The sequence below is a fragment of the Mycobacterium bourgelatii genome, from assembly GCF_010723575.1.
Lineage (GTDB): Bacteria > Actinomycetota > Actinomycetes > Mycobacteriales > Mycobacteriaceae > Mycobacterium > Mycobacterium bourgelatii.
This window is the reverse complement of sequence record NZ_BLKZ01000001.1, coordinates 2,941,423-2,966,355: the sequence shown is the minus strand read 5'-3', so window position 1 is coordinate 2,966,355 and position 24,933 is coordinate 2,941,423. Positions and strand designations below refer to the sequence as shown.

Genomic DNA, 24,933 nt, shown 5'->3' with positions numbered 1-24,933 from the left:
AGAATCTGGATGACCGCGGGTCACCTTGTGACGCGAGAGCGGTCAGCTCGCTAGCGCTGTACAGGTGTTAGCGGCAGCGGGATGCCGCGGTCGGCGAAGTCGAACGCTGCGCCCTTGGAGAATTCGGTCATCGCCACTTCCGGGCTGCGCTTCGCAGCCGCCTCGGACCAGCGGATCTCGACCACCAACTCGGCGCCGTCGCGATGAGCGGCCAGATTGTTCCAGTGCGGATCCACCCCCACCGCGACTGCCCGCAGCGGCTCGAGGTGCTCCTCGTCGATCGTCGCAATCCAGCCCCGGTCACGGATCGCCGGAGTGTCTGCTGGCAGCCGCACCTGCACCACATCGCCGTCCAGCACCGTCACGACAATTTCCGTGTATTGCAACGGATTCAGCGCGGGGTGCAATCGAATCACCCGGGCCAGGTCGGCGGCGGTCGAACCCGCGTTCAGGCATCGTCGAAGTCTGGCGGCCGCCACGCCGGCGACCCCGATGAATTGCTTGCGCAGCAGATCGGTCGCCTTGTCAGCTTCGCATCGGCCACGCAGCGACAGGTCGAACGACAACGACAGCAAGTGGTGCTGCAGGGCAACCTCTTCGGCCATCCGGACCAGGGCCGAGCGCGACCACTGACGAAATTGGACGTCGTCGGTCAACGGGCCCCGATAGTCGGCTATCCCGTCGTCGGTGGAATCAATTGCGCTCAGCCGGACGCTGGCGGCTTCGGTGCCGGCAATGACCTCGGCCTCCTCCGGCAACGGCAAGGGCTCGTTTTCGGGGTCGATGCTGACCGTCCAAGCGCAGTGCGGATGGCGGTCGGAAGGAACCCGCGGAGGCCGGTGGATCGGACGGAACCGGGCTCTGGGGTTGGTGGCGATCGCCGTGGCCTCGAACGTCGGATCCTCGATGTCGTGACACATCTGCTTGACCGCTTCGTCGCCGAGCGGCTCGACGTCGAGCAAGGCTCCGCAGTGGTCAAGGTAGAACTCACCGTGATAGTCGTCGATGATCGTGTAGCGGAAGTCCATGAATTGCGGCGGGGCACCGACGTCGAGTTGCATCATCTTGAAGATCTCGGCGACGGTGTCTCCGCTCAGCCCGAACGCCGCGCGCATGCGCTGGGTGTAGACGGGACTGGCGCCCATCCACTCCTCGATGGCCACCGCGGTCATGCCGGACTGCCCGAATGCGGCAAGGACGTGCCCCATCCCGCTGCGATCGATGAGATGGCCGCTGAGCAGGAGTTCGGGTACCAGCCGGGCGAGCTCGGGCTGAGTCAATTCGTCGTATGCCATTGAGCTCCCTTGCGTGTCGTCAGATAACATAACAACTGCAATGTTTTATGGTCAATCCGATCGGCTCCCAGCCCGGAGATTCTGCGAATGTGGTGATCTAGTCGGCATGGCGCGACGAGTTGCTCCGACCCGGCCCGCCCACGGCAAGCAAGCACGTGCCGAACGCACGCGTGCCCGCGTGGTCGACGTCACCGCCCAGATCGTGTTGAACGAAGGCCTGGCGGCGGCCAGCGGACGGCACATCGCCGAGACGGCGGGCGTCACCTGGGGCGTGATCCAGTACCACTTCGGCGACCGCGACGGCCTGCTCATGTCGGTCGTCGACCAGGGCTTTGCCGAACTGATGGAAGCGCTGAAGCCGCTGCCCCCGACAACAGCGGATACGTCGACCCGGGACCGTGTCGATGCGGTGGTGACGGCGGCCTGGCGGGCAATGTCGAGCCCGACGGCTCGGGCGGCAACCGAAATCCTGATCGGCACCCGGGCGACCCGCGGTGCGGCAGAGACCGAGCATCTCATTCAGCTGGCAAAGACGTTCAGCACGCTGGGCACGATAATCGACGAAAATCTGAGCCCCACCCAGAGCGCAGAGATCGGCGCCCACCTACTGATCGCGTTGCGCGGCATGATCGCCAACCAGTTGGCCACGCAACATCCGGTCGACACCACCAAAGACCGGCGCGTGCTGGTGGACATAATTAGCACCTACATCGAGAGCCGGATGGACCCGTTTTCATGACCGATACGATGCAAGCACTCCTGCGCGAGCGGGTGGGTGACCCGGCGGTGGCCGTGAAATATCGTGATCTGCAGTGGACTTGGAGTGAATACCTGGCGGAGTCTGCAGCGCAAGCCGCCGCCCTCATCGGTGTCGCCGACCCCGGCCGACCGCTGCATGTCGCCAGCTTGCTGGGCAACACCCCCGACATGCTGACCCAGATGGCAGCGGCCGCACTCGGCGGCTACGTCTTGTGCGGGCTGAATACGACCCGGCGTGGCGACGCCCTGGCCGCCGACATCAGACGCGCGGATTGCCAGATCATCGTGACCGATGCCGAACACCGGGGTCTGCTGAACGGTCTGAACCTCGATGGCATCCGGGTTTTCGAAACGTCAACGCCGCAATGGGCCAAATTGGTCTCCGATGCTGGTGATCTGGTGCCCTATCGCCAGGTGGAGATGATGGACGCGTTCATGATGATCTTCACCTCCGGAACCAGTGGCGATCCCAAGGCCGTTCAGGTTTCACATCTGATGCCGACCTTCGCCGGGCGCAACCTGGCCGAACGTTTCGGCCTTACCCAGCAAGACATTTGTTACGTGTCCATGCCGCTGTTTCATTCCAACGCGGTTGTCGGGGGGTGGGCCCCCGCGGTGGCCTCGGGCGCCGCCATCGTGCCGGCGAAATTCTCGGCGTCCAATTTTCTCAACGACATTCGCCGGTACAACGCGACATACATGAATTACGTCGGCAAACCGCTCGCCTACATCCTGGCCACGCCGGAGCGCGACGACGACGCCGACAACCCGCTGCGGGTGGCCTTCGGCAACGAAGCCAACGAGAAGGACATCGAAGAGTTCAGTCGACGGTTCGGGGTTCAGGTCGAGGACGGTTTCGGCTCCACCGAGAACGCCGTCATCGTGATCCGCGAGCCGGGCACGCCCCCGGGTTCGATCGGCAAAGGCGCCGCCGGAGTCGCGATCTACAACAGCGACACCGTCACCGAATGCGCTACAGCACGTTTCGACGAGCACGGGACGCTGGTCAACGCCGACGAGGCGGTAGGCGAGTTGGTCAACACGACGGGATCGGGCTTCTTCACCGGCTACTACAACGATCCCGACGCCAATGCCGAACGGATGCGTCACGGCATGTACTGGTCCGGGGACCTCGCCTATCGGGACGCCGACGGCTGGATCTATCTGGCCGGCCGCACCGCCGATTGGATGCGGGTGGACGGCGAGAATCTTGCCGCCGCTCCGATCGAGCGGATCCTGTTGCGGCACAACGCTATCAACCGGGTCGCGGTGTATGCGGTCCCGGACCAGCGGGTGGGCGACCAGGTGATGGCGGCGGTGGTCTTGCACGACGACCGGCACTTCGATCCTGACTCATTCGAGGAATTCCTTGCCGCGCAGCCCGACCTGTCGCCCAAAGCCTGGCCACGATACGTGCGTATCGCCGCCGATCTGCCCAGTACCGCCACCCACAAGGTGCTCAAACGCACCCTGATCAAAGAGGGCACCAACATCGGGGAAGGCGAAACCCTTTGGGAGCGGGAGCCGCGCGGCACCGCATACCACGTCACGGTTTCCGGCGCCCGGCTCGCGCGGGAGGGTTAGCCGTCGATCTCGCCGGCGATGCCTCGCTCGAGGCTTTCGCGCGTGCCGGTGGGCAACACGATGAGCCCCTCGAGTTCGTTGCGCGCCAGACCATACGCCCGCTCGCGTTCCTGCGGCGTTGCACCGGCGTCCGCGGCCACCCGCAACAGGTTCTGGGCACGCGCAATCCGCTGCTGTTCCTCGCGCGAGAAGTCGCTGCGGCGCCGTCGTATCGCGTCGGCTTCGGCGGCGTTGAATGCCGTCACGTAGTCCTCAACCGCATCGAGATACTGTCGGGCAGCTTCCCTGTCATCGAGCAGATCCTCGGCTCGCACCGGCTTGTGGAAGTCGGCCCGCAGTTTGGCTTTGTGAAACGCAGTGGTCAACGGCTCGCGCATGTCGGTCATCACTGGGAAGTCGAGCAGCTTGCTGATGTCTAGCTCGTATTCCAGCCAGCGCGCGTCGGTGCTGTCGTGTGCCTGGATCGCGCGGGTGATGGCTCGCCACTGCGCGGCCTCGTTGGAGACGGTGGGGCCGCCCGGTGCTGTGGGGCCCTCCACCGCCGCTCCCGCTGGTTCTTCGCGCAGCCGCTTGGTGTAGGCCGAGAACGCCTTCAGGGCCGCATAGAGCCCGCCGATGAGCGGCAGGATCAGGATCAGCAGCTCGAGCAGACGAAACAGCACTCCCACCAGGCCAGGATGCCATCACGGGGACGCCGACGGGATCAGCCGCAGGCGGGCCGCTCTTCGCGAGACACCGACATCAGCGAAATTGCCAATGCTTACGCCACCCGCAGCGCGCATGTACGCATACCGGCGCCGCGAAGATTCGCGCTTTGCCCGATGGTTCATTGGGCGATTCGCCGGACAGTTGGGTCAGCCCGACTTGAGGAGATCGCCATGACCCTTACCGACGAACGCAGCCGGACTCCCAGCGTTTTCGACCTCGCGTTGCCAACCCTTGCCTATCACCAAGCCCGTGATCCCCGCGAAGTGCACCGCCTGATTGGGGAAGCCCGCGGGCAGGGACCCGTTGGCGTGGGCCCATACGGTCCCGAACTGCTGAGCTATGACCTGGTGCGTACCGTGTTGCGCGACAGCCGCTTCGCCGTGCCGAAGGGAATGAGTCTGGTCGTGCAGGGCATCACCTCCGGCCCGGTCTGGGACCGCGTCTGCAGGCTGCTCATCAGTCTCGACCCCGCCGAGCATCACCGGCTCCGCCGCCTGGTGGCCCGCGCCTTCACACCCCGGTCCGCCGAAAGGATGCGCGGGGCATGCGTCGGCGTCATCAGCGAGTTGGTCGACGCGCAGGTAGCCAGGGGACGCTGCGATGTCGTCACCGACATCGCTCGCCCCTACCCGATCCCGATCATCTGCAGTCTGCTGGGGGCTCCGCGGGAGGACTGGCAACTGTTCTCCGCCTGGGCCGAGGACATCAGCAAGGCCTTCGGGTGCACCGTCGCCGAGAACGCCCCATCGATCGTCGCTGCGTGGGACCAACTCGAGGCCTACGTCGAGGAACTGATCGAGCGCCGACGCCACTCGTTGGCCGACGACCTGATCTCGGACCTCATTCGCGCGGAAGTCGACGGCGACCGGTTGAGCCACGACGAGATGGTCTACCTCGCCGTCATCCTGCTCAACGCCGGCACCGACACGACACGCAACCAACTCGCCGCGGCCCTACAAGCGCTGTCCGACTACCCCGACCAGTGGACGTTGCTCGCCGAGCATCCCGAACTGGCGCCGCAAGCGGTGGAGGAACTCATCAGATACTCCCCCATCACCTTCGCAGCCCTGCGCGTCGCAACCGAGGATGACGAACTCGGCGACTTCCATATTCCAGCGGGCAACTTCATCATCGCCAACACCGCGTCGGCCAACCACGACCCGGCGGTCTACGACGACCCCGCCCGCCTGGACATCACCCGAGCGGGTGCTCCGCAACTGATGACCTTCGGCGGCGGTGTGCACTACTGCCTAGGAGCTCACCTGGCCCGGATCGAACTGGCCGAAGCGCTACGCGTGCTCACCCGACGCATCGCCAACCCGCGCCGCATCGGACCGACCCCCTGGCGAGCACCGACCGAATTGTCCGGTCCGACAACGCTTCCCGTCGAATTCGATCAACGCTTGTCGGTCTGACCCGCAGCGATCTGGTCGGCGGCCTTGGCCGCGACCTCACCGGCCAGGCGCGAGGCCACCTCGGGGGCGTTCGCCGCGAACCGCGCCAGCAGCTTCTGGCGCAGTGGCGCCACGGTGACCTCGCCGCGGTTACGCTCGACCGCGGTGACTACGGCAGCACCGACCTCCTCCGGCTTGCCGGTGCCGATGAACGGCGGCGGGGGCGCTCCCGAGTCGGCGTACATACCAGCTCCGCTGATCGCTCCCGGGCTCACCACCGAGACACCCACACCGGCGGGCCGCAGATCGTCACGCAGACACAGCGCGAAGCCCCGCAAACCGAACTTCGTCGCGGCATACAGCGAGGCGCGGGCCGTCGCGGTCTGACCCGAAATCGAGGAGATGTAGACGAAGTGCCCCGATCCCCGTTTGGTGAAGACCGGGATCAGTTCCCGGGTCATCTGTACCGGTACCTCGAGGTTGACCCGAAGCGCACGATCGACCTGCTCGGGGGTGAAGCTGTCGAGCCGCCCGGAGGCGGGCAATGCCGCGTTGGCGACGAGGACGTCGATGTCGCCCGCCTCGGCGAGCAGGGCGAGGCCCGCGCCAGGCTCGGCGAGGTCGCTGACGATCGTCCGATGCCCGTCTCCTGCGAGCGATGCAGCGAGCTCGTCGAGCTCCTGCTGCTTGCGGGAGCTCAGAATCAAATGTGCGCCGCGCGAGGCGACCGCTGAGGCAATTGCGCGGCCCAGGCCGCCAGTGGCCCCGGTGAGCAGAACAGTCTTACCCGATAGCTTCATGACACGACGTTAGTCGATCCCGCCGACCGCTCAGTAGGCGAACCGATTCAGCACGTCGTAGGACAGCGCCGCAGGCAACGCCCCGAATAGCCGGTAGATCCACCGGACCGGGGTCGATTCGATCTGCCGGTACCCGGCCAACACAGCCTTCCGCTCGAGGAACCGCAGCTTCGAATGCCAGGTTTCCAACGCGCGGATGTCCCCGACGCCCCATGTCACGATGCCGTTCGTGAAAACCTTCGACGCCGGTGGTCCGAGCGGCGAAACCGTGTCGAACAGCAGCTCTCCAGTGCCGAATCGATCGATAATCCGCACAAGCAGCTGCCGCACGTCGCGCTCGGCCAAGTACATCAGTAAGCCCTCGGCGGCGACGAGTGTCGCTCGCCCCGCCGGGACGTCCTCGAGCCACCGCGGGTCGGTCACCGACGAGGCAATCATTCGGTAGCTGTCGGTTTCGTCGTAGAGCCGGCGACGCAACGCAATAACCCCTGGCTGATCGAGATCGAACCACAGCACCGAGGGCGGCACGGCAAGCCGGAACGCGCGGCTGTCTAGGCCGCAACCAAGGTGTAACACCACCGCGTCGGGGTGACGGGCCAGGAAGTCAGTTGACCAGTCGTCGATCTGTTTGGCGCGCAGCGCGACCAGATATTGGTTCCAGGCCGGAAGCGAGGCGCGGTGCACGCGTTTGAAGTCGTAGTCGATGCGGTCGACGGCTTCCGCGGCGGCGCGATCACCCAGAATTGTGGATTGCGAACGGCTTTCGTAGGCCCGCAAGTACAGGGTCACCAGGTTCGTCCACTCGACCGATCCCCACCGGACCGAACTGAAGTCCACTCTGTCCGTCGTCACGTATGCCTCCCAGGACTCCCGCCCGTCCCCCTCCCCCGACGCTACGCCTGAGCGCGGGCAGGAACAGGAGGGTTGGCAACCCGAAAGGGCATGACTGCCAACTCAAAAGGAACGGCCGTCCGATCGATTATCGCCATACACCGACCGTGATGTGTATGGTGGCAGGGTGGCACTTCCGGGCCCCGCTCGCGCCGCCGTTCCGGCCGACCTCGCGCGCTTGATCGGGCTGCCGTTCGACGACTGCGATGCCACGATCCAAGCGGCCATCTCCGACGCGAGCGTGCCGGCGCTGTTGATGTCGATGGTGCATATGACCGGGGACCTGAATCTGCTCACCGAACTGCCCCGCCCGTTCGCGTTGATTCCGATGGACATTCAGGGCGGCATGAGCGAGTCGGACAAGAACGAGGTGCGTGCGCGTGCCTTCGACGTCGTGCGCGAATACCGGGATCGTGGCTGCCCACCGCCCTTCGTGCCGGACCGGGACCAGCTGCGAACGATGCTCGACGTGATCAGCGCCGGGCAGGTCACCGACGAGTTCACCGACTATGTGGCGGCCGACCTGCGGATATCCAACGCCGATCAAGACGGTCCGCCGTTGCGGTCCACGCCGGAGCAGCGGCAGGCATTCCCCGTTGTGGTGATCGGATGCGGTGAAGCCGGGCTGTTGGCGGGCATAAAGCTCAAGCAGGCGGGCGTGCCGTTCGTCATCATCGAGAAGCAGTCGGGGGTGGGCGGCACCTGGCTGGCCAACCGTTACCCGGGATGCCGAGTCGACATCGCCAACCACTACTACGCGTACTCGTTCGAACCCACCGACCACTGGTCGCACTTCTATTCCGAACAGCCCGAGATCTTGCAGTACCTCAACGACGTGATGGAGCGACACGAAATCGCCCCGCACGTGCGGTTCAACACCGAGGTGGTGGGCGCGGCGTGGGATGACGATGCGGCGAGGTGGATCGTCCACGCCCGTGGCCCTGATGATCACACAGACACGCTGGTCGCTCGTGCCGTCATCTGCGCCGTCGGCCAATTCAGCAATGCGGTGATCCCGGATATCAAGGGCGGCAAAGACTTCAGCGGTCCGTCGTTCCACACCGCAGACTGGGACGACGGCGTGGAGCTGGCCGGCAAGCGAGTCGCGGTGATCGGCGCGGGTGCCAGCGGATTTCAGCTGGTGCCGGCGATCGCAGGCATCACCGAACACGTCGACGTTTACCAGCGCACCGCGCAGTGGATGGCGCCCAACGTCAACTATCACGCGGCCGTCAGCGAGCCTGCGAAATGGGCGGTGCGCCATCTGCCTTTCTATGGACGGTGGCTGCGTTTCGTCACCTGGTGGCCGATCGCCGACGGCGCGACCGACCTGACGGTGATCGATCCGGACTGGGACACCGGTGGCCTGTCGGTGAGCGCGGCCAATCACCAGGTGCGGGAAGTGTTCGTCGCCTGGATGCGCGCCTTCACCGACGACGAAGACCTGCTGGCGAAGGTCACGCCCAGTTATCCGCCAATGGGTAAGCGCACGTTGCAGGACAACGGAACCTGGCTCATCACGTTGCAGCGCGACGACGTCGAGCTCATCCGGGACGCCATCGCGGAGATCACCCCGGACGGCGTCACCACCGTTGACGGAGTCCACCGGCCGGCCGACGTTTTGATCTGGGCCACCGGCTTCGACGTCAACCACCAACTGGGCCCGATCAACGTGCGGGGCCTCGACGGGATCGAGCTCAACGCCGCGTGGGGCGACGCCGCCTACGCCTACCTGGGCATCACCGTGCCCGCCTTTCCGAACTTCTACTGCATGTACGGCCCGGGCACCAACGCCGTCAACGGCACCAGCATCATCTACAACTCGGAATGCCAGATGCGCTACATCCTGGGCTGCATCGACATGACACTCGCGACGGGCGCCCGCTCCGCGATGGTGCGCAGCGAGGTGTGCCAGGATTACAACCGGCGCAGCCAGCGCCAGCTCAAGAAAATGGTCTACACCCACCCCGCGGTCGCGAGCAGTTACTACAAGAACTCGGCGGGCGACGTGCCCACACTGTTCGCCTGGCGCATCGTCGACTACTGGAAGTGGACCCAACGCCCCGACCCGGACGGTTACCTACTGAGACCGTAAGAGAAATCAGGAGTTTTCATGCCAAACCGATTGAGCGGCAAGGTCGCGCTGATCAGCGGCGGCGCTCGGGGCATGGGCGCCTCGCACGCGCGGGCCATGGTCGCCGAGGGAGCCAAGGTGGTGACCGGCGACATCCTCGACGACGAGGGCAAGGCGGTGGCCGACGAAATCGGGGACGCGGCCCGCTACGTCCACCTCGATGTCACCGACCCCGATCAGTGGTTCGCCGCCGTCGAGACCGCCGTGACCGAGTTCGGCGGCCTCGATGTTTTGGTGAACAACGCCGGGATCATCAACATCGGCACGATTGAGGACTATGCGCTCTCGGAATGGCAGCGCATCCTCGACATCAACCTCACCGGCGTGTTCCTGGGCATCCGCGCCGCAGTCGGGCCGATGAAGGCCGCTGGGCGCGGCTCCATCATCAACATCTCCTCCATCGAAGGGTTGGCCGGCACGATCGCCTGCCACGGGTACACCGCCACCAAGTTCGCGGTGCGCGGCCTGACCAAGTCGACCGCATTAGAGTTGGGCCCCTTCGGAATTCGCGTGAACTCGATCCACCCAGGATTGATCAGGACGCCGATGACCGAATGGGTGCCCGAAGACATCTTCCAGACGGCACTGGGCCGCATCGCCGAACCACAGGAAGTGTCCAACCTGGTCGTGTATCTGGCCAGTGACGAATCCAGCTACTCCACCGGCTCGGAGTTCGTGGTCGACGGCGGATGCGTCGCCGGCCTGGGCCACAAAGACTTCTCTGCGGTCGACGACTCCCAGCAACCCGAGTGGGTCACCTAGCAGCCGTCAGAACGCTTCCGGATCTCGCTGTACCTCGGGCGGCACTGGGTGGTTGTACAACCGTGATGCATTCTCCCAGGTGATCTTTCGGATCACGTCGGCCGGCAGTCCGCCGATCTCTTCGTGAATGGTCTGCTGGGTATGCGGCCAGGTGGAGTCGCAGTGCGGGTAGTCGGCCTCCAACATGATGTTGTCCACGCCGATCCGCCCGTACTGTACGAACGACGACTTGTCCTCCACGGCGCAGAACCAGAAGTTACGCTTGAACACCTCAGCAGGAGTGAGGGTTTCACCCAAGTTGCGCCAGGTGCCGTACATCTCGTGGTAGCTGAGCATGTGGTCCAGGCGATCCAGCAGGCCGGCCACCCAGCCGATACCACCCTCCGACAAGCAGATTTTGAGGTCGGGGAACCTGCTCGGTAGGCCCGAGTACAGCCAGTCGACGGCCGCCGAGATGGCGTAGGCAAAGAACAGCACACCCTGCACGTCGGGAGGTGCGTCCTCGGTCGTGGACGGCGAGGACCCGGATGACCCGATGTGGAGATTGACCACGGTCCCCGTCTCGGCGCACGCCGCCATCATCGGATCCCAGTGCCCCGAGTGGATACTCGGGAATCCGAGCATGGCGGGGTTCTCGCTGAACGTCACCGCGTGGAAGCCGCGCTCGGCATTCTCCACGATCATCTCGGCGCCCAGGTCGGGGTCCAGCAGCCAGGGCAACTGGCAGGGGATGATCCGTTCGGGGTACAGACCGGCCCAGGCTTCGAGATGCCAGTCGTTCCACGCGCGGACCGCGGCAAGCGCCAGGTCGCGGTCCTTGGTGACCTGCTGCAGTCGTTGCCCCGCAAAACCTGGCAAAAACGACGGAAAATTCAGCGAGGCGTAGATGCCGTTGAGGTCCATGTCCTTGATGCGCTCATGGATATCCCAAGCGCCCCTGCGCATTTCGTCGAACCGGACCGGCTCGAACCCGTACTCGGACACGGGCCGACCGACCACCGCGTTGAACCCGACGTTCGGCAGCACCTGACCGTCGTATACCCAGGTCTGTCCACCATCGCCGGTGTCCACAACGCGAGGTGCACGCTCGGCAAACCGCTGCGGCAGACGTCCGGTGAAAGTGTCCGGAGGTTCGACGATGTGGTCGTCGACCGAGATCACCGTGTAGCGACGTGGCGCTCGGGGCGGATCCGGCAGAAACGTGACCGTACGGTCCGCACCGGTCTTGGCCGTCGTGAAATTCAGGTTGCTCGCCAGTTCGTCGATCGACTTCACGTCGGCAGTCTCCTATCGATCCGCGGTGCTCAGCTGAGCACTTCGGGATCGGCCTTGATCGTCATTCGCGCCGCGCCCGCCCAGTAGACGTCGGCGGCTCGTTCGATAAGCGATTTCTGCATGCCGGCCATGTCTGACCAGTTCATCCGCGAAGGCGGCTGGCCGGTGAGCATGATGTCGTACGCCAGCCTGCAGACCCGCTCGATGGAAGCGGCCCGGTAGACGGCCTCGGGCAGGTTGCGACCGGTCGCGATGACACCGTGGTTGGCCAAGATGGTCAGGTTGGCTTGGCCGATGTGTGCCGCCAAATCCGCTGCACGAGCGGGATTGTCGATCTCTCCGTCGTATGACGACACCAGGCACAGGTCGTCGAGAAACAGCGAGCCCGTCTGGTGCAGCAGGTCGGGCAGTCGGCCCAAGGCTGCCAGCACACACACGTAGTACGGGTGATTGTGAATCACCACCCGGGCATCACTGCGGGCGCGGTGCAGTTCGGTGTGGATGTGTATCGCCGGCGTGACATCCCACTTGCCGCGGATCACCCGAGCTTCGGTGTCCACCGTGCAGATGTCGGATGCGGTGAGCTCTTGCCACCACAGACCCCAAGGATTCACCAGCATGTCGGTCTGGCCGTCGAGTTGCCAGGTGATGTGACCGGCCATGTTCTCCGCAAACCCATAGGACGCCAGATGGCGGAAGGCCACCGCGAGTGCCTGCTCGTTGGACAGCTCGACACCGATCGGCGGAACGACCGACGGCGCCCACACTTCCAAGCCGCCTCGCCGCGCGTCAGGAGTGTTCATCTTCGGCCTCCATCCTGGCTCGAATATCCTCGCGGAGCTGGCCTTTGGCAACCTTTCCGCCGGACGACCGCGGTAGCTCGTCGACCACAACAAGTCGCTCGGGTAACAACTCCTTGGAAACTCCCAGCCCCAGCAAATATTTGGTCAGCCCGGGCAGGTCGATGGTCTGGCCTCCGACGAGTTCGGCGTAAAGACACACCTTTTCACCGAATACCGCATCGGGCATCGCCACCGCCGCCGCCACCGCGATGGCGGGATGCGTCGAGGCCGCGTCCTCGACCTGCGCCGCGCTGATGTTTTTACCGCCGCGCAGGATGAAGTCGGAGGTACGACCCGTCACGCTGAGATAGCCGTCGGCATCGATCTGGCAGATGTCTCCCATGCGCATCCACCCGTCCTGGGTGAACAACTTGTCGTGGTCCGCACCACCGAGATAGCCGAGACTGGTGGCCGGCCCACGGCACGCGGGCTGCCCCTGCCCGGTGTCGGTGACGTCCCGGTCGCCGTCGAAGAGGCGCACCGACATTTCCGCGACGACGCGTCCCGCGGTGCGCAGTCGGCGTTCGCGCGGGTCAGCCAGCGTGGTGGCGCTCAGCAGGCCGGTTTCGTTCGACCCATAGAACTGCAGAATCGTTGCGCCGGTGAGTTCTTCGAATTCCGCGGCCGGACGGTACGGCAACGCTTCGCCGCCGGTGAACACCACCCGCAATGAGCTCAGGTCGTGCGTCCGGCTGGCGTTGTCCGCCATCAACATGGTCAATTGTGTACTGACACAACATAAGACGGTGACCCGATGGCGTTCGATCGCCTCACATGCCGCCGCGGCCGTGAAGCGCCGCAACAATACCGCCGTGGCGCCCAGATAGATCGGCGTCGTGTGGCTGGTCCAGATCCCGAAACCGAAGGGCATCGGGATGACCGGCAAGATTATGTCGTGAGGCGTCAGTAGACCGTTGGCGACTGCCTTCTGATGGAAATAGTGCCAACGATTCTGGGTGTGTACGACGCACTTGGGCAACCCCGTGGTTCCGGAGGTGGAGTTGATCAGAAAGACATCGTCGGGCCCGAGTTGAGAGCCTCCTATCACTGGCATCGGTTTCGCATCGACGTTGAGGCGCGGCGCTTCCCCGTCGGCGTCGGTCATTATCAGCAAGGGCACCTGGAGTTGAGCGGCGACGCTTGATGCGGGATCGCGCCGCTGCTGGTCGCTGATCAGCAGCTTCGGTTGCGTCGACTGCATGATGCTGCCCGCTTCACGGGTTCCGGCGCGCGCGCCGATACCGACGACGACGGCCGCGCAGCGTTCGATCGCAACGAACAGCACGTGGATCGCGCCGCAGTCGCCATGCCACACCGCAACTCGATCGTGTCTTTGCACGCCTGCACCTGCGAGCTGTGCGGCCAGAGCGTCTGCGGCACAGTCGAATTCACGCCAAGTCAGAACCCGGCCGTGATGGTCGCCGGGATGGCCGCTGGGATGATCGATGTACGCCGGGCGGCCGGGGGCGTCTTCGCTGTTGCGGCGGACCGCGTCGGACAGAGTCGCTTCGGACCACCATCCCGCGGCGTGGTAGCGGGCCGCTTCCTCGGCGCTGAACGCCGGCGAGGAGATCACGTTGAGCGCGCCGGCGTGCATCTTCCGATCATAAGGAGGCGCACGGACGTCCTGCGGCTTGGTTGGTCTGGCTCTATTTTGCTGACATTTGTCATTGACAGTTGTCGATGAAAGTGGATACGTTGCCGGAGTGCGAACGACTACGCGCGGAAGTGGGCCCGCCACCGAGCCGGGTGCCGCCACTGCAGCCGCGGCGGCCCCTAAGGGCGCGGGCGCGCGGGAATCTCAGCGCCTGCAAACCCGGGCGCGAATCTTCGATGCCGCGGTAGCCGAGATCGGGCGGCACGGCCTGGCCGGCGCGGACGTGGCCGCGATTGTCACGGCCGCCGGAGTAGCGCGCGGCACCTTCTACTTCCACTTCCCCACCAAAGAGCACGTCCTGGTCGAGCTGGAGCACGTCGAAGAAACGCAGATTGTGGCAAGGCTGCAGGCGAAGGCCGGAAGATCAACCGACTTGCGGTCGGTGCTGACAATGCTGGTACGTCAGGTGCTGGCTGCCGAGCGCAAATTGGGCCCGGTGGTGTTCCGGGACATGCTGGCGCTGCACTTCTCGCCGACCCGACCCGTCGAGGACGAACTCGGCGGACACCCGCTCGCCGAATTCGTCATCGCGGCGATCACTCGTGCCCAGCAAGCGGGTCGGGTATCCCGCGACCCGGACCCGGGCGAACTGGGCGTGATCTTCCTGACCGGGCTATTCGCGCTACTGGCCACCGCGGGGGGATCCCGCGCGAGGTCTGCACTTTTGGATCGGTATGTCACGACCATCGTTCAAGGAATGGAGGCGCCATGAAAGTCGACGAGAAGCTAGCCGAGAAAACAGGTATAGAGGGCTATCGCGACTTCCTGGTCCGGCGCGATGGTGAGGCGGACCTGGTGCATCGCCGCCTCACCAGCCGTGAGGAGTTCTTCGCGGGTATCGAAGACAATCCCGTCCGGTCCGCGTACCGCATCGACCGCCAGGTGTTCCTACGAAACCTGCGCCGCCGCAAGCCGGAACCGAACCTCGACCCTCAGACGCTGTTCGTGTTGGCGACCGCCAAGCTCAACCAAGCGGAACGATTCGGTGTGGCTTTAGGTGAAACGTATGGCGTCAACAGCGGCGACGACGCGTCGCCCGAACGGGTGTATGTGGAGCTCGAGGAGCACTACCACACCCGCCTACTGGCCTACGTCCTGGACATTTTCGGCCTGCCATCGCAGGTGGTCGTGCCACCGCTGGTAATGCGCCAATTCGTCAAGATGGGAGTTTTCGTGCCCGAGCGACTCGGCATCGCGTTCGTCGGTGCGGGCGAAATGGCCGGCTGTATTTTATTCGACGAATTGCGCCAAGTCGGCAAAGAATTGTTCGCCGACGAGCCAGACGTGGCGGAACGGATCGACCGCCTCTACACCGAGATATTGACCGACGAGATCGGGCACGTCGGCTACTGCGCTGCGCGCTGCACCCGCCCGGAACGTGCTTTGATGCGGCGGCTCTACCCGTACGTTCTCCGGCTGTTCGTGCGTCAGACCGCCGAGGTCAGCGTTCTCGTCGATGCACAGCGGCTCGCGACCCTTATCGAGCAGCCCTTCGATGTCGAGCGGCTGAGCGCCGGGCTACCGAACGAGACTTTCCTGGCCGCGCATCCATGACGAGCCTGGCCCGCTGACCTGCATCGATCGCATAAGCGCCGGCCCGCTCAGCGGTTCCAAGAATTCATCAAGAATCCTCCAAGGACGGCCCCGGACTCTAGTGTCGCCCGGATCCACCGGACTGCCTGACCTTCGAGGACACAACTGTTATGGCCATCTTGGAGTCGCCGCCGGCACCCCATCACGGACACTTCCACGCCCACCAACCCCAGCGGCATCCCTGGGAGATCGGGCTGCTCGTGCTGGTCATCGTGTCCAGCGTGGTCGTGTATCTGGTGGCGCTTGCGGTGGCGTTCTCGGGCAAGATCAGCATGCTGTGGCTGTCGATTCTGCTGTTCCCGGTGCTGCTCTACCTGGGTCGGGGCCTGATGTACGGCCGGCAGCGCGCCAACGGTGTCAAGATGTCTCCCACCCAATTTCCCGAGGGCTACTGGCTCGTCGTTGAAGCCGCGCAACGGTTCGGCCTCAGCGAGGTGCCCGACGCATACGTCGTGCTTGGAAACGGCCAGATCAACGCCTTCGCCAGCGGCCACGGCTTGCGCCGCTACGTCTGCGTTTACAGCGACCTGTTCGAAATCGGTGGCCAGGCTCGCGACCCCGAAGCGCTCGCCTTCGTCATCGGACACGAGGTCGGTCACATCGCAGCGGGCCACGCGTCCTACTGGCGGCAGCTCGCCCAGTTGGCGATGAAGATCCCGTTCCTGGGCTCGTCGTTGTCGCGGTCGATGGAGTACACGGCCGACAATTATGGCTACGCGTTTCGCCCCGCGGGCGCTGCTCGCGCCATCGGCGTGCTCAGCGCCGGCAAGTATTTGCTCAGGTCGGTGAGTTTTGACGAGATGGCAAACCGGGCCAGCACGGAGACCGGATTCTTCGTCTGGCTGGCAAACATGATGGCCTCGCACCCGGTGAACACCTGGCGTGCAGCGGCGCTGCGAAACAGGGCCATCGCGGGGTCGCTGTTCTTCCGGCCGACTCAGCTGGCGCCCGTAGTTCCGGCTCACGTTCCCGCACAAATGCCGCCCCAGATGCCTGCGCCGGGGGCAACCCAGATGCCGCCGCAGTGGTCACCGCCCCCTACCCGCACCTGGACGCCGTAGCCACCACAGTAGCCACCACATTCCTGATTGCTTGGGTTACCCAAGGACCGCTGAGCGGCGCCCGCGTGGGTGCCGCTCAGTGCGTATAGATGGCATTGACGTGGGACAACACCGATCCCAGTGACGATTACCGTGTGCGATTTGTCCTGATGGGTAAACCTTCCACATGACGCGGGAAAAGCACGATCTTGCGATACGCATGGCGAAGCTGGCACAGACCATCGCGACCCCACGCACCGTCGAGGAGATCCTGAACGACGTCGCCGCCGCCGCAATTGAGCTGATACCAGACACCGACACCGCTGGAGTTTTGTTGATTCACGGCAACGGAAGATTCGAATCGCTGGGGAGCGTGGACGAGCTACCTGCGAAACTGGACCAGCTTCAACACGACTTCCAAGAGGGGCCCTGCGCTCAGGCCGCGCTGCACGACACGATCGTCAGGACTGACGACTTCCGAAACGAAGCGCGCTGGCCACGGTACTCACCAGCGGCAATCGAACTAGGCGTGCTCAGCGGGCTGTCGTTCAAGCTGTTTACCGCCGACCGCACCGCCGGCGCGCTCAACCTGTTCGCATTTCAGCCCAACGTCTGGGACGCCGAGTCCGAGACCATCGGCACCGTACTGGCGGCGCACGCGGCGGCGGCGATTCTGGCCGGCCGCCACGACGAACAACTGCAGGCGGCGCTGTCCAGCCGTGACCGCATCGGCCAAGCCAAAGGGATCATCATGGAGCGATACGGTGTCGACGACCTGCGCGCCTTCGACATGTTGCGCGCCCTGTCGCAGGAGAGCAACGCCAAACTTGTCGACATCGCGGAACGAGTGATCGATACGCGCGCCAGCAACGCCATGAACTGAGCGTTATGCGTCACATCGTCCGAGCCGAAGTGGAGGGCGCACCGCCGACGATGGGAGAATGTCGACCGTTAGGCAATGACGAAGCAGGAAGCCGGTGTGAATCCGGCGCGGTCCCGCCACTGTAATCGGGGAGCAAACCTCATGAACCACGGCCGAAGGCTGGAAGGTGAGGCAAGCAGCGATCCGAGAGCCAGGAGACTCGCGTCATTGCGTCGTATCTACCCGGGGCGGTGTACCCCGAGAGAGACAGCCTGCCATGACGCTGCACGCACGATCCGGCGCCTGCGCCGCCATAGTCGTTGATCCATTAGCACTGCGGCGCCGCCGCCGTTCAGAAGGGACTGCCCCGCGCCCTCCGCGGGTGCCTGGTCGTTGCACGCTTTAAGGGCGGCCGACGATGAGCGCCCCGATTTGGATGGCGGCACCGCCCGAGATGCATTCGGCCCTGCTCAGCAGCGGCCCTGGGCCCGGCCCGCTGCACGCGGCGGCACAGGCGTGGCTGTCGTTGAGCACCGCCTACACCGAAACGGCCGACGAGCTGACCGCGCTGCTGGCCGCGGTACAGGCCGGAGACTGGGAGGGCCCGACCAGCATGGCGTACGTGGCCGGCCATCTGCCGTATCTGGGATGGCTGGTCCAAGCCAGCGCCGATGCTGCCGCGATAGCCGCGCAACACGAGACCGCGGCCAGCGCCTACACGTCGGCCCTGGCGGCGATGCCGACACTGGCCGAGTTGGCCGCCAACCACGCCACCCATGGGGCATTGGTGGCAACCAATTTCTTCGGCGTCAACACCATTCCGATCGCCCTGAACGAGGCCGACTACGCGCGGATGTGGGTGCAGGCCGCCACCGTGATGAGCACCTATCAGACGATCGCGTCCACGGCATTAGCCGCCGCGCCGCAGACCACCGCGGCACCGCAGATCGTGGTGGCCGAGGCCGATGCCCAGCAGGTCGCCGCGGCTGAGGCGCTACCGCTGCCACCGGACCAGCAGATGGACTTCTTCCGGTGGTTGCAGGACATCGGCTATATCGACTTCTACGACACCTATGTACAACCGCTGATCAACGCGCTGTCGGAACTGCCCTACTTCCAGGCGATGTTTTCCGGATTCGACCCGTACCTGGTCATCCTTGGCAATCCACTCACCTACTTCAGCCCCTTCAACATCGCGTTCGCGCTGGGCTACCCGATGGACATCGGCAGCTATGTCGCCTTCCTGTCGCAGATGTTCGCCTTCGTCGCCCTGGATCTCACCGCGGCGTTCGCTTCGGGTAATCCCGCGACGATCGGTTTCACCATCTTGTTCGTCACGGTTGAAATCATCGGCACCGTCATCACCGACACCATCGCACTGCTGAAGACCCTGCTCGAGCAAACTTTGGTGATCATTGCGGCGGTGGTGCCCTTGCTGATCACTCCGCTGGTCCCGTTGGCCGCCGGCGCGGTGCTGGCGCCGATCGGCATCAAGGGTTTGGCAACGCTGGCCGCGGTGCCCCCACCACCGGCACCGGTTGCGCCCATACCGCCGTCACTCGCGGCCCTTGCCCCAACCGTCCCTTCTTCCGCTCCCGCGCCCACGCCGGCTCCCGCCGAAGCGACGGTCTCCCCTGCCACACCGACCACGTCCCCACCCCCGACTGCTGCACCGCCCACAGTGACCGGTGCGGGCATACCCACGCCGATGGCCGCCTTCGACTATCTGATGGGCGGCCTGAGCTCGGACGCCAAGCGGTCCGCCGCTACCGGCGCCCGAAAGAAGGCGGCGGACTCCGATGCGGCCGAGGCCCCGGCGGCGGCCGTGCCGGCGCAGGCTCAGGCCGCGGCGAAACGGCGAAAAAGGGCCAAGGCCAAGGAAATCGACCGGGGTTGGGGGTTCATGGACCTCGAGTCGGACAACGACTTGGCGGAGCCTTCGGTGGGTGCCTCGAACCAGGGCGGTGGAACGCTGGGTTTTGCCGGCACCGTTCGCCGCGACGACGGCGGGCGCGCGGCAGGTCTGATCACCCTGGTCGACGCTGCCTACGACGGACCCCGCGCACCCGTCATGCCGAGCACGTGGGATCCCGACGCAGGAGCGTCACCCGAGGTGCCACCCGACTCGCCTGAACGCTGACGCGCTACCGGATCAGCCGCTCTTCAGGCGAATCTTCCACCGCACAAAGCTGAGGTAGAACACGCTCAGCACCGCCAGCATGGCCATGTCGAACAACCACGCGCCGGGCGTGTGATGCCAGTGTGAGTCCTTGGGCACCTGCGGAACCGGACACAACTTGGTCAGGTCGATAGTGGACGCCGAGGTCGCAAAGCCCCAGCGGGCCGGGGTGAGCCAGGACATCTGGTCGAGCCCAAAGCGGTTGGTCACGGGGATCATGCCGCCGGAGAACACCAGCTGCGACATCACCGCCACCACGAGCAGGGGCATGATCTGTTCGCTCGTCTTGGCCAGCGACGACAGCACCAACCCGAGCATCGCCGAGGCGACCGTCGTCGCCGCGATGTCCGCATACAACTCCAGCGCGGCGCTACCCAACACCACAGCGCTCTCTTTGGGACCCGGCTTCCCGAGCAGCGCGATCACCGTGACGATCGCCGACTGGATGAGCGCGAGCACGGTGTAGACGCACACCTTGGCCAGCAGATACGCCGTGGTCGACAAGCCGACCGCCTGCTCGCGCAGGAAGATCGCCCGCTCACCGATCAGGTCGCGGATGGTCAGTGCCGTGCCCATGAAGACCGCACCGACGTTGAGCAACACCAGAATCTGCGCAGGCTCGGTGGGTGCATCGCTGGTCAAAGGCGGGGCATTGAAGCCGACGTCGCCAGGCACCGACATCGACAGCGCACCCATGATGAACGGCAGTATCGCCAGGAAGATGAAGTAGCCGCGGTCGGAGACGATCAACCGCAACTGTCTTCGCGCGATCGTGGAGAACTGGCGAACCAGGCTGGTATGCGCCGCCTCGCCCAACTCCGCCGGTTTCTCGGCCGGTGGCACCGGCGGTGGCGGCCCCGTCCTGGCCAGATAGCGGGCCTTGGCCCCATCCGGATCGTCGGCGACCGTGCTGAAGATGTCGGCCCAGTTGGTCGTCCCCATGGACGGGCCGATCTGGCTGGGTGGCCCGCAGAAGGCCGTCTTGCCGCCAGGAGCCAGCAGCAGCACCTGGTCGCAGACGTCGAGGTAGGTCAGCGAGTGGGTGACCACCAGCACCACACGACCGGCGTCGGCCAGCTGCCGCAACATCGTCATGACCTGCCGGTCCAGCGCCGGGTCCAGACCCGAAGTCGGCTCGTCAAGGATGAGCAGCGAGGGGCCGGTGAGCAACTCCAGCGCCACCGACGCACGTTTGCGCTGACCACCGGAGAGCTTGTCGACCCTGGTCTCGAGGTGCTTGGTCATCTCGAGTTCCTCGAGCACCCGGGCCACGACCTGTGCGCGGTCCTCCTTGGTGGTGTCGGGCGGCAGCCGCAGCTCCGCGGCGTACATCAGCGCCTGTTTGACGGTCAGCTGACCGTGCACGACGTCATCCTGCGGGACCATGCCGATCCTGCTGCGCAGCGAGGCGTATTCGGAGTGCACGTTGTGCCCCTCGAACGTCACCGTGCCGCTGGTCGGGTGCGTGTATCCGGCGACCAACTTGGCAAAGGTCGACTTGCCCGCGCCCGATGGGCCGATGACCGCGGTGAGCATTCCGGGCCGCGCGGAGATCGAGATGTTGTCCAGCAGCGTCTTGTTGCCCTCGATCGTCCACGTCACACCACGTACATCCAGACCGCCGGTGCGGGTTTCGAGCAGGCTCTCTTCTCGGCGTGCCAGCGAACCGTTGGCGAAGACGAGGTCGATGTTGCCGATCGTGACCACGTCGCCCTCGCGCAGCACGGCCGACTCGACCCGGGTGCCGTTCACGAAGGTGCCGTTGATGCTGCGGTTATCGCGAATCTCGGTGCCGTTGGCCGTAGGAATCAGCGTGGCGTGATGACGCGACGCCAGCACCTCGGGAATGACGATGTCATTGTCTTCGGCGCGGCCGATCTTGATGGCGCCCGCCGGCACATCTCCCGCTCCCCCTCGGCCCGGCCGCAGGATCCGCATCATCGACGTCGCGCCACCTCCGCGCGCTGCCGACGGTGGCGGTGGTCCTGCCGGCCGATAGATCTGCGGCGCCGGCTGCTGTGGTCCGCTGGGCGGTCGAACCGCCGACTGCGGACCGGACGGGTACCGGGGCTGCTGCCCGGACGGCGCCTGGGCCGCCGGCATGCGCGTGGTCGACGGCGGCGGTGGCGACTGCCCGGGCCACTGGGACCCGCTCGGGGGTGCCTGGGACGGAATAGGTCCGCTCGGCCTGGGTGGTATCGCCATAGCCGTCGTTGGTGGGGGTCGTCCGACCGACCCCTGATGCCGGCCGAGCTGGAAGTCCAGCGCCGGACCATCTGGATTGCCGATGTTGACCCGCTGACCGTCGTGGATGTCGACGCTCGGCACCCGACGGTTGTTCACGTACAGCCCGTTGAGGCTGCCGTTGTCGATAGCGGTCCACCGGCCCTGGTCATAGCGCAGCAGCAAGTGGACCCTGGAGATCAGCGGATCGGCGACGCGGACGTCGGCGCGCAGGTCACGTCCGATAGTTACATCGTGGCCCGCTGCGAAGGTGCGCTCGGCTCCGTCATACCGCACGGTCACAGGCGGGGCGGCTGGTTGGCTCATCAGCACCAACTGTATCGGCACGAGCAAGGTTTGCAGGAGTTACTCAGGCAAATCGTCCGGCCGTCGGATTTCGGGTAGCTTTCTCGGCCAGTCCGGCACTCCCGTCCGGCTGCCGGCCTTCAACCGAATACCCTTGTGCCACACCAGCTTTAGCAACTAAGGCAGCCGCGTGGCAGCCGGGTTCAGCGGAAGCGTGGTGCGCCGAGGGTAAAGGTTGCGGACTCGATAAAAACTCCCGCATGGCGGCCCGGACGCAGCCACGTCCGCAGCGTGCCCGCCGATGAGACCTCGACAGTGATCACCGCGGCTCTCAATCGACCAGCGAAAACCAGCAGCGATTCGCCGACTCGGCCATCGCTGAACTGTTGACGAGCCGTGGCTTTGGCCTTGACAGGGATCGCCGGACCGATGACCCGCGGCGTCGCGCTGACCGACCAGGCCATGTCGTCGTCGCCCGTCCCGGTGATGGTTCTACCACTCACCAGGTCTCCGTCGAAACGTGCCAGCGTTTTGGGCATCGCCCAATTGGTACGCCCGCCCACAAGGCTCGGCGGCGAATCGACCGACATAAACGCAACGGTGCCCCAGGGACGGAAGCCCGTGTGGGAGGCCACCATTCCGAGCACCTCGTCGTAAGGTCCGACGGGCGTGTCGGTGTAACGGACGAAGCCTCCCACCGTGGCCAGCGCGGGACTGCCGGCCAGGGCCGGCGGCAGTACGGAAGTTGCCGCACGTCCGCCCCGGCCCAGCCACATCACTGCCGAGCAATGGCATTCCCATGGCGCTTCTGCCTGGTTGCTCGGCAATTGCGCCAGTAGCGCCTGGCTCAACGCGGTCTCGGGAATGCTGGGCAATCCGCTCAGCTCGGCTCGGACGTTCCTGTCGCTGTTGGTCATTCTGATAGCTGCGCGGTCAGGGCAACGGGTTGCTTCTGAGGATTTCCTCGCGACATTCCCGGCGAGTTTGACCCGTTTGCTCCATGCACACCAGGATCGGCCGTTCCTGCTCACTTGGCAACGGCGCCTCGGCAGGTTCCGGGGTAGCGACGATGGTGGGACTGGCCACCGTGCCCTCGGTAAGCGACCAGATGGGCGAACTGTTGCCCTCTAACTCCGAACAGTAAGCCGTCGCGTTCGTTTTGGTAACGCCCATGGCGCCCAGGGGCGCGCATTCCGCGCCGATGGCAACGACCGGGAGAACCGGCGCGCTCGACTCGGCGGTAGTGGGCGTCGTTTGCGGCGTCGACGCGGCTTGGGTGGTCGGGGCCTGAGGTTCGTGTGCCCGTTCCTCGTCGCCCAACCGGGCAAATTCCCGTAGTGCGATGACCACCGCGATGACCAGCAGAACCGCGAGCACCGCCGAAATGATGACAGAGGGGCGAGTCAGAGATTGCTTGGAGAGCGGCGGTGGCGCCGCGGCCACGGAGAGGCTGGTGCCCTCGGGATCCTCCCCCGTGCCCAAGTGGTGGCTGAGCGCCCGCGCGAAGTCGATGCACCGCAGGTAACGGTCCTTGGGATCCTTGGAGAGTGCCTTGGCAAAGACCGGGTCGAGGTGTTGGAGATCAGGACGGCGATCGCCGATGGCCGGGGGTGATGCGCTGAGATGCTGACTGATCACGACGGCGGCGTTCGAATGCTGAAACGGCGGCGCCCCGGTCAGGAGCTGAAACGCCGAAACAGCCAGGGCGTACTGATCGGCCCGGCCGTCCAGGTCCTGCCCCATCAGCTGTTCCGGAGCCGCGTAGGACACCGTTCCCACCGTCATGTTGGTTGCGGTCAGCCCGGTGGATTCACCCACTAGGCCGGCGATCCCGAAATCCGCCAACATGATCCGGCAATCAGGACCATCCGGGCGGGCGATGAGAATGTTGGCGGGCTTTACGTCACGGTGGATGAGCTTGTTCTCGTGCGCGTAGTCCAAGGCTTCGGCGACCGCGGTGACAATCTGGGTGACCATGGCGCCGGGCATGCCTTCGGGGTACGTCTCCCGAAGTAACTCGCCCGCGTCGGTGCCGTCGACATAGTCCATGTCGATCCACAGCTGGCCATCGGTCTCGCCACGGTCATGCACCGCGACCACGTGCGGATGCCACAGCGAAGCGGCGGTGTCGGCCTCCCGATGGAACCGTTCCCGGTACTCCTTATCGGCCGAGACGTCCGTCCGCAGGATCTTCAGCACGTCTTGTCGGGGCAACCTCGGATGCTGGGCAAGGTAGACCTCGCCCATACCGCCGGCCCCCAACAGACGGATGATGGTGTAGCCAGCGAACGTCGAACCTTCGGCGAGCGCCATTGCCGCATAGTAGCCGGTAGGCGGGGTGGGAACTCAAGTTCCGCCCCACGGTGGCCCGTCGCTGCGTTTTGATCCAGGTGGGTGGGGTAATTTGCGGTGCATGGGCGACACTGACGGTGACTTTCGAGACGACGTGCCCCTGGCGGATGCCGTCGAGCAGCAGCGCCCGGGCGTCGATCCCCCATTCGACGAGGAACAATCCAGCTTCCCCGCCGAAATAGATGAGATTGGGTTGGAAACCAGTATTGCCGACTGGCAGGAACAGCAGCAGGTGGTCCCGCTCGACCCCGACCTGGACGAACCCGACTAGCTCTGA

At 65.1% G+C, this 24,933-nt stretch carries 21 protein-coding genes and 1 riboswitch; of the genes, 11 read left to right on the top strand and 10 right to left on the bottom strand.

Features of this window, described 5'->3' with window-relative positions:
* Positions 1-50: 50 nt before the first annotated feature.
* Positions 51-1,295, bottom strand: coding sequence for a hypothetical protein (locus tag G6N68_RS12880; protein ID WP_240355451.1), 1,245 nt, complete (start codon positions 1,293-1,295; stop codon positions 51-53).
* Between the two features lie 106 nt (positions 1,296-1,401).
* Here G6N68_RS12880 and G6N68_RS12875 point away from each other — a divergent pair, with 106 nt between their 5' ends.
* Together G6N68_RS12875 and fadD1 are read left to right on the top strand one after the other, a co-directional pair.
* Positions 1,402-2,034, top strand: a complete 633-nt coding sequence (locus G6N68_RS12875; protein ID WP_163712507.1) for a TetR/AcrR family transcriptional regulator — start codon at positions 1,402-1,404, stop codon at positions 2,032-2,034.
* Positions 2,031-3,638, top strand: coding sequence for a fatty-acid--CoA ligase FadD1 (fadD1, locus tag G6N68_RS12870; RefSeq protein ID WP_163712504.1), 1,608 nt, complete (start codon positions 2,031-2,033; stop codon positions 3,636-3,638). The genes G6N68_RS12875 and fadD1 overlap by 4 nt, the downstream gene beginning before the upstream one ends.
* Here fadD1 and G6N68_RS12865 read toward each other — a convergent pair.
* Entirely contained in the window at positions 3,635-4,306 is a 672-nt protein-coding gene (locus G6N68_RS12865) for a hypothetical protein (RefSeq protein ID WP_163712501.1), read from the bottom strand. The two genes, fadD1 and G6N68_RS12865, sit on opposite strands and share 4 nt — an antisense overlap.
* Before the next feature lie 210 nt (positions 4,307-4,516).
* Here G6N68_RS12865 and G6N68_RS12860 point away from each other — a divergent pair, with 210 nt between their 5' ends.
* Positions 4,517-5,761 carry a cytochrome P450 gene (locus G6N68_RS12860; protein ID WP_163712497.1) on the top strand — a complete coding sequence of 415 codons (1,245 nt, stop codon included), beginning with the start codon at positions 4,517-4,519 and terminating at the stop codon, positions 5,759-5,761.
* Here G6N68_RS12860 and G6N68_RS12855 read toward each other — a convergent pair.
* Positions 5,743-6,540 (bottom strand): SDR family NAD(P)-dependent oxidoreductase, encoded by a 798-nt coding sequence (locus tag G6N68_RS12855; protein WP_163712495.1) that lies wholly within the window; start codon positions 6,538-6,540, stop codon positions 5,743-5,745. The two genes, G6N68_RS12860 and G6N68_RS12855, sit on opposite strands and share 19 nt — an antisense overlap.
* Positions 6,541-6,570: 30 nt before the next feature.
* Positions 6,571-7,392 (bottom strand): class I SAM-dependent methyltransferase, encoded by an 822-nt coding sequence (locus G6N68_RS12850; RefSeq protein ID WP_163712492.1) that lies wholly within the window; start codon positions 7,390-7,392, stop codon positions 6,571-6,573.
* Between the two features lie 166 nt (positions 7,393-7,558).
* On the opposite strand from G6N68_RS12850, the gene G6N68_RS12845 reads away from it, so the two are divergent.
* Both G6N68_RS12845 and G6N68_RS12840 read left to right on the top strand, forming a co-directional pair.
* Complete coding sequence (locus G6N68_RS12845; RefSeq protein WP_163712487.1) at positions 7,559-9,526, top strand: flavin-containing monooxygenase; 1,968 nt, start codon at positions 7,559-7,561, stop codon at positions 9,524-9,526.
* An 18-nt stretch (positions 9,527-9,544) separates the two neighbouring features.
* Positions 9,545-10,327, top strand: coding sequence for an SDR family oxidoreductase (locus G6N68_RS12840; RefSeq protein ID WP_163712484.1), 783 nt, complete (start codon positions 9,545-9,547; stop codon positions 10,325-10,327).
* A gap of 6 nt (positions 10,328-10,333) precedes the next feature.
* On the opposite strand, the gene G6N68_RS12835 is transcribed toward G6N68_RS12840, so the two are convergent.
* From G6N68_RS12835 to G6N68_RS12825, 3 genes are read right to left on the bottom strand one after another with little or no spacing between them, the layout of a single operon-like run.
* Positions 10,334-11,602, bottom strand: a complete 1,269-nt coding sequence (locus G6N68_RS12835; RefSeq protein ID WP_163712482.1) for an amidohydrolase family protein — start codon at positions 11,600-11,602, stop codon at positions 10,334-10,336.
* Between the two features lie 29 nt (positions 11,603-11,631).
* Positions 11,632-12,405: a class II aldolase/adducin family protein gene (locus G6N68_RS12830; protein ID WP_163712479.1), complete on the bottom strand. Its 774-nt coding sequence runs from the start codon at positions 12,403-12,405 to the stop codon at positions 11,632-11,634.
* Positions 12,392-14,041, bottom strand: coding sequence for a class I adenylate-forming enzyme family protein (locus G6N68_RS12825; RefSeq protein ID WP_163712476.1), 1,650 nt, complete (start codon positions 14,039-14,041; stop codon positions 12,392-12,394). Before G6N68_RS12825 ends, G6N68_RS12830 begins: the two co-directional genes overlap by 14 nt.
* Before the next feature lie 109 nt (positions 14,042-14,150).
* Here G6N68_RS12825 and G6N68_RS12820 point away from each other — a divergent pair, with 109 nt between their 5' ends.
* The 5 genes from G6N68_RS12820 to G6N68_RS12800 all read left to right on the top strand — a co-directional run bounded on the left by G6N68_RS12820 (position 14,151) and on the right by G6N68_RS12800 (position 19,736).
* Entirely contained in the window at positions 14,151-14,813 is a 663-nt protein-coding gene (locus tag G6N68_RS12820; protein ID WP_163712473.1) for a TetR/AcrR family transcriptional regulator, read from the top strand.
* Positions 14,810-15,655 (top strand): hypothetical protein, encoded by an 846-nt coding sequence (locus tag G6N68_RS12815; RefSeq protein WP_163712470.1) that lies wholly within the window; start codon positions 14,810-14,812, stop codon positions 15,653-15,655. The genes G6N68_RS12820 and G6N68_RS12815 overlap by 4 nt, the downstream gene beginning before the upstream one ends.
* 149 nt (positions 15,656-15,804) lie before the next feature.
* Positions 15,805-16,755: a M48 family metallopeptidase gene (locus G6N68_RS12810; protein ID WP_163712467.1), complete on the top strand. Its 951-nt coding sequence runs from the start codon at positions 15,805-15,807 to the stop codon at positions 16,753-16,755.
* A gap of 166 nt (positions 16,756-16,921) precedes the next feature.
* Positions 16,922-17,617 carry a GAF and ANTAR domain-containing protein gene (locus G6N68_RS12805; protein WP_163712464.1) on the top strand — a complete coding sequence of 232 codons (696 nt, stop codon included), beginning with the start codon at positions 16,922-16,924 and terminating at the stop codon, positions 17,615-17,617.
* Positions 17,618-17,658: 41 nt separating this feature from the next.
* Positions 17,659-17,838: riboswitch (cobalamin riboswitch) on the top strand.
* A gap of 176 nt (positions 17,839-18,014) precedes the next feature.
* Positions 18,015-19,736: a PPE family protein gene (locus G6N68_RS12800; protein WP_163712461.1), complete on the top strand. Its 1,722-nt coding sequence runs from the start codon at positions 18,015-18,017 to the stop codon at positions 19,734-19,736.
* A 12-nt stretch (positions 19,737-19,748) separates the two neighbouring features.
* Here G6N68_RS12800 and G6N68_RS12795 read toward each other — a convergent pair whose 3' ends face one another.
* The 3 genes from G6N68_RS12795 to G6N68_RS12785 all read right to left on the bottom strand — a co-directional run bounded on the left by G6N68_RS12795 (position 19,749) and on the right by G6N68_RS12785 (position 24,617).
* Positions 19,749-22,331 (bottom strand): FHA domain-containing protein, encoded by a 2,583-nt coding sequence (locus tag G6N68_RS12795; RefSeq protein WP_163718538.1) that lies wholly within the window; start codon positions 22,329-22,331, stop codon positions 19,749-19,751.
* A gap of 176 nt (positions 22,332-22,507) precedes the next feature.
* A complete protein-coding gene (locus G6N68_RS12790) occupies positions 22,508-23,221 on the bottom strand; it encodes an acetoacetate decarboxylase family protein (protein ID WP_163712459.1) in 714 nt (237 codons plus the stop codon).
* Between the two features lie 16 nt (positions 23,222-23,237).
* Positions 23,238-24,617, bottom strand: coding sequence for a serine/threonine-protein kinase (locus tag G6N68_RS12785; protein WP_163712455.1), 1,380 nt, complete (start codon positions 24,615-24,617; stop codon positions 23,238-23,240).
* A gap of 100 nt (positions 24,618-24,717) precedes the next feature.
* Here G6N68_RS12785 and G6N68_RS12780 point away from each other — a divergent pair, with 100 nt between their 5' ends.
* The gene (locus tag G6N68_RS12780; protein ID WP_163712452.1) at positions 24,718-24,927 is read left to right on the top strand and encodes a hypothetical protein; all 210 of its coding nucleotides are present in this window, start codon (positions 24,718-24,720) and stop codon (positions 24,925-24,927) included.
* Positions 24,928-24,933: the final 6 nt, after the last annotated feature.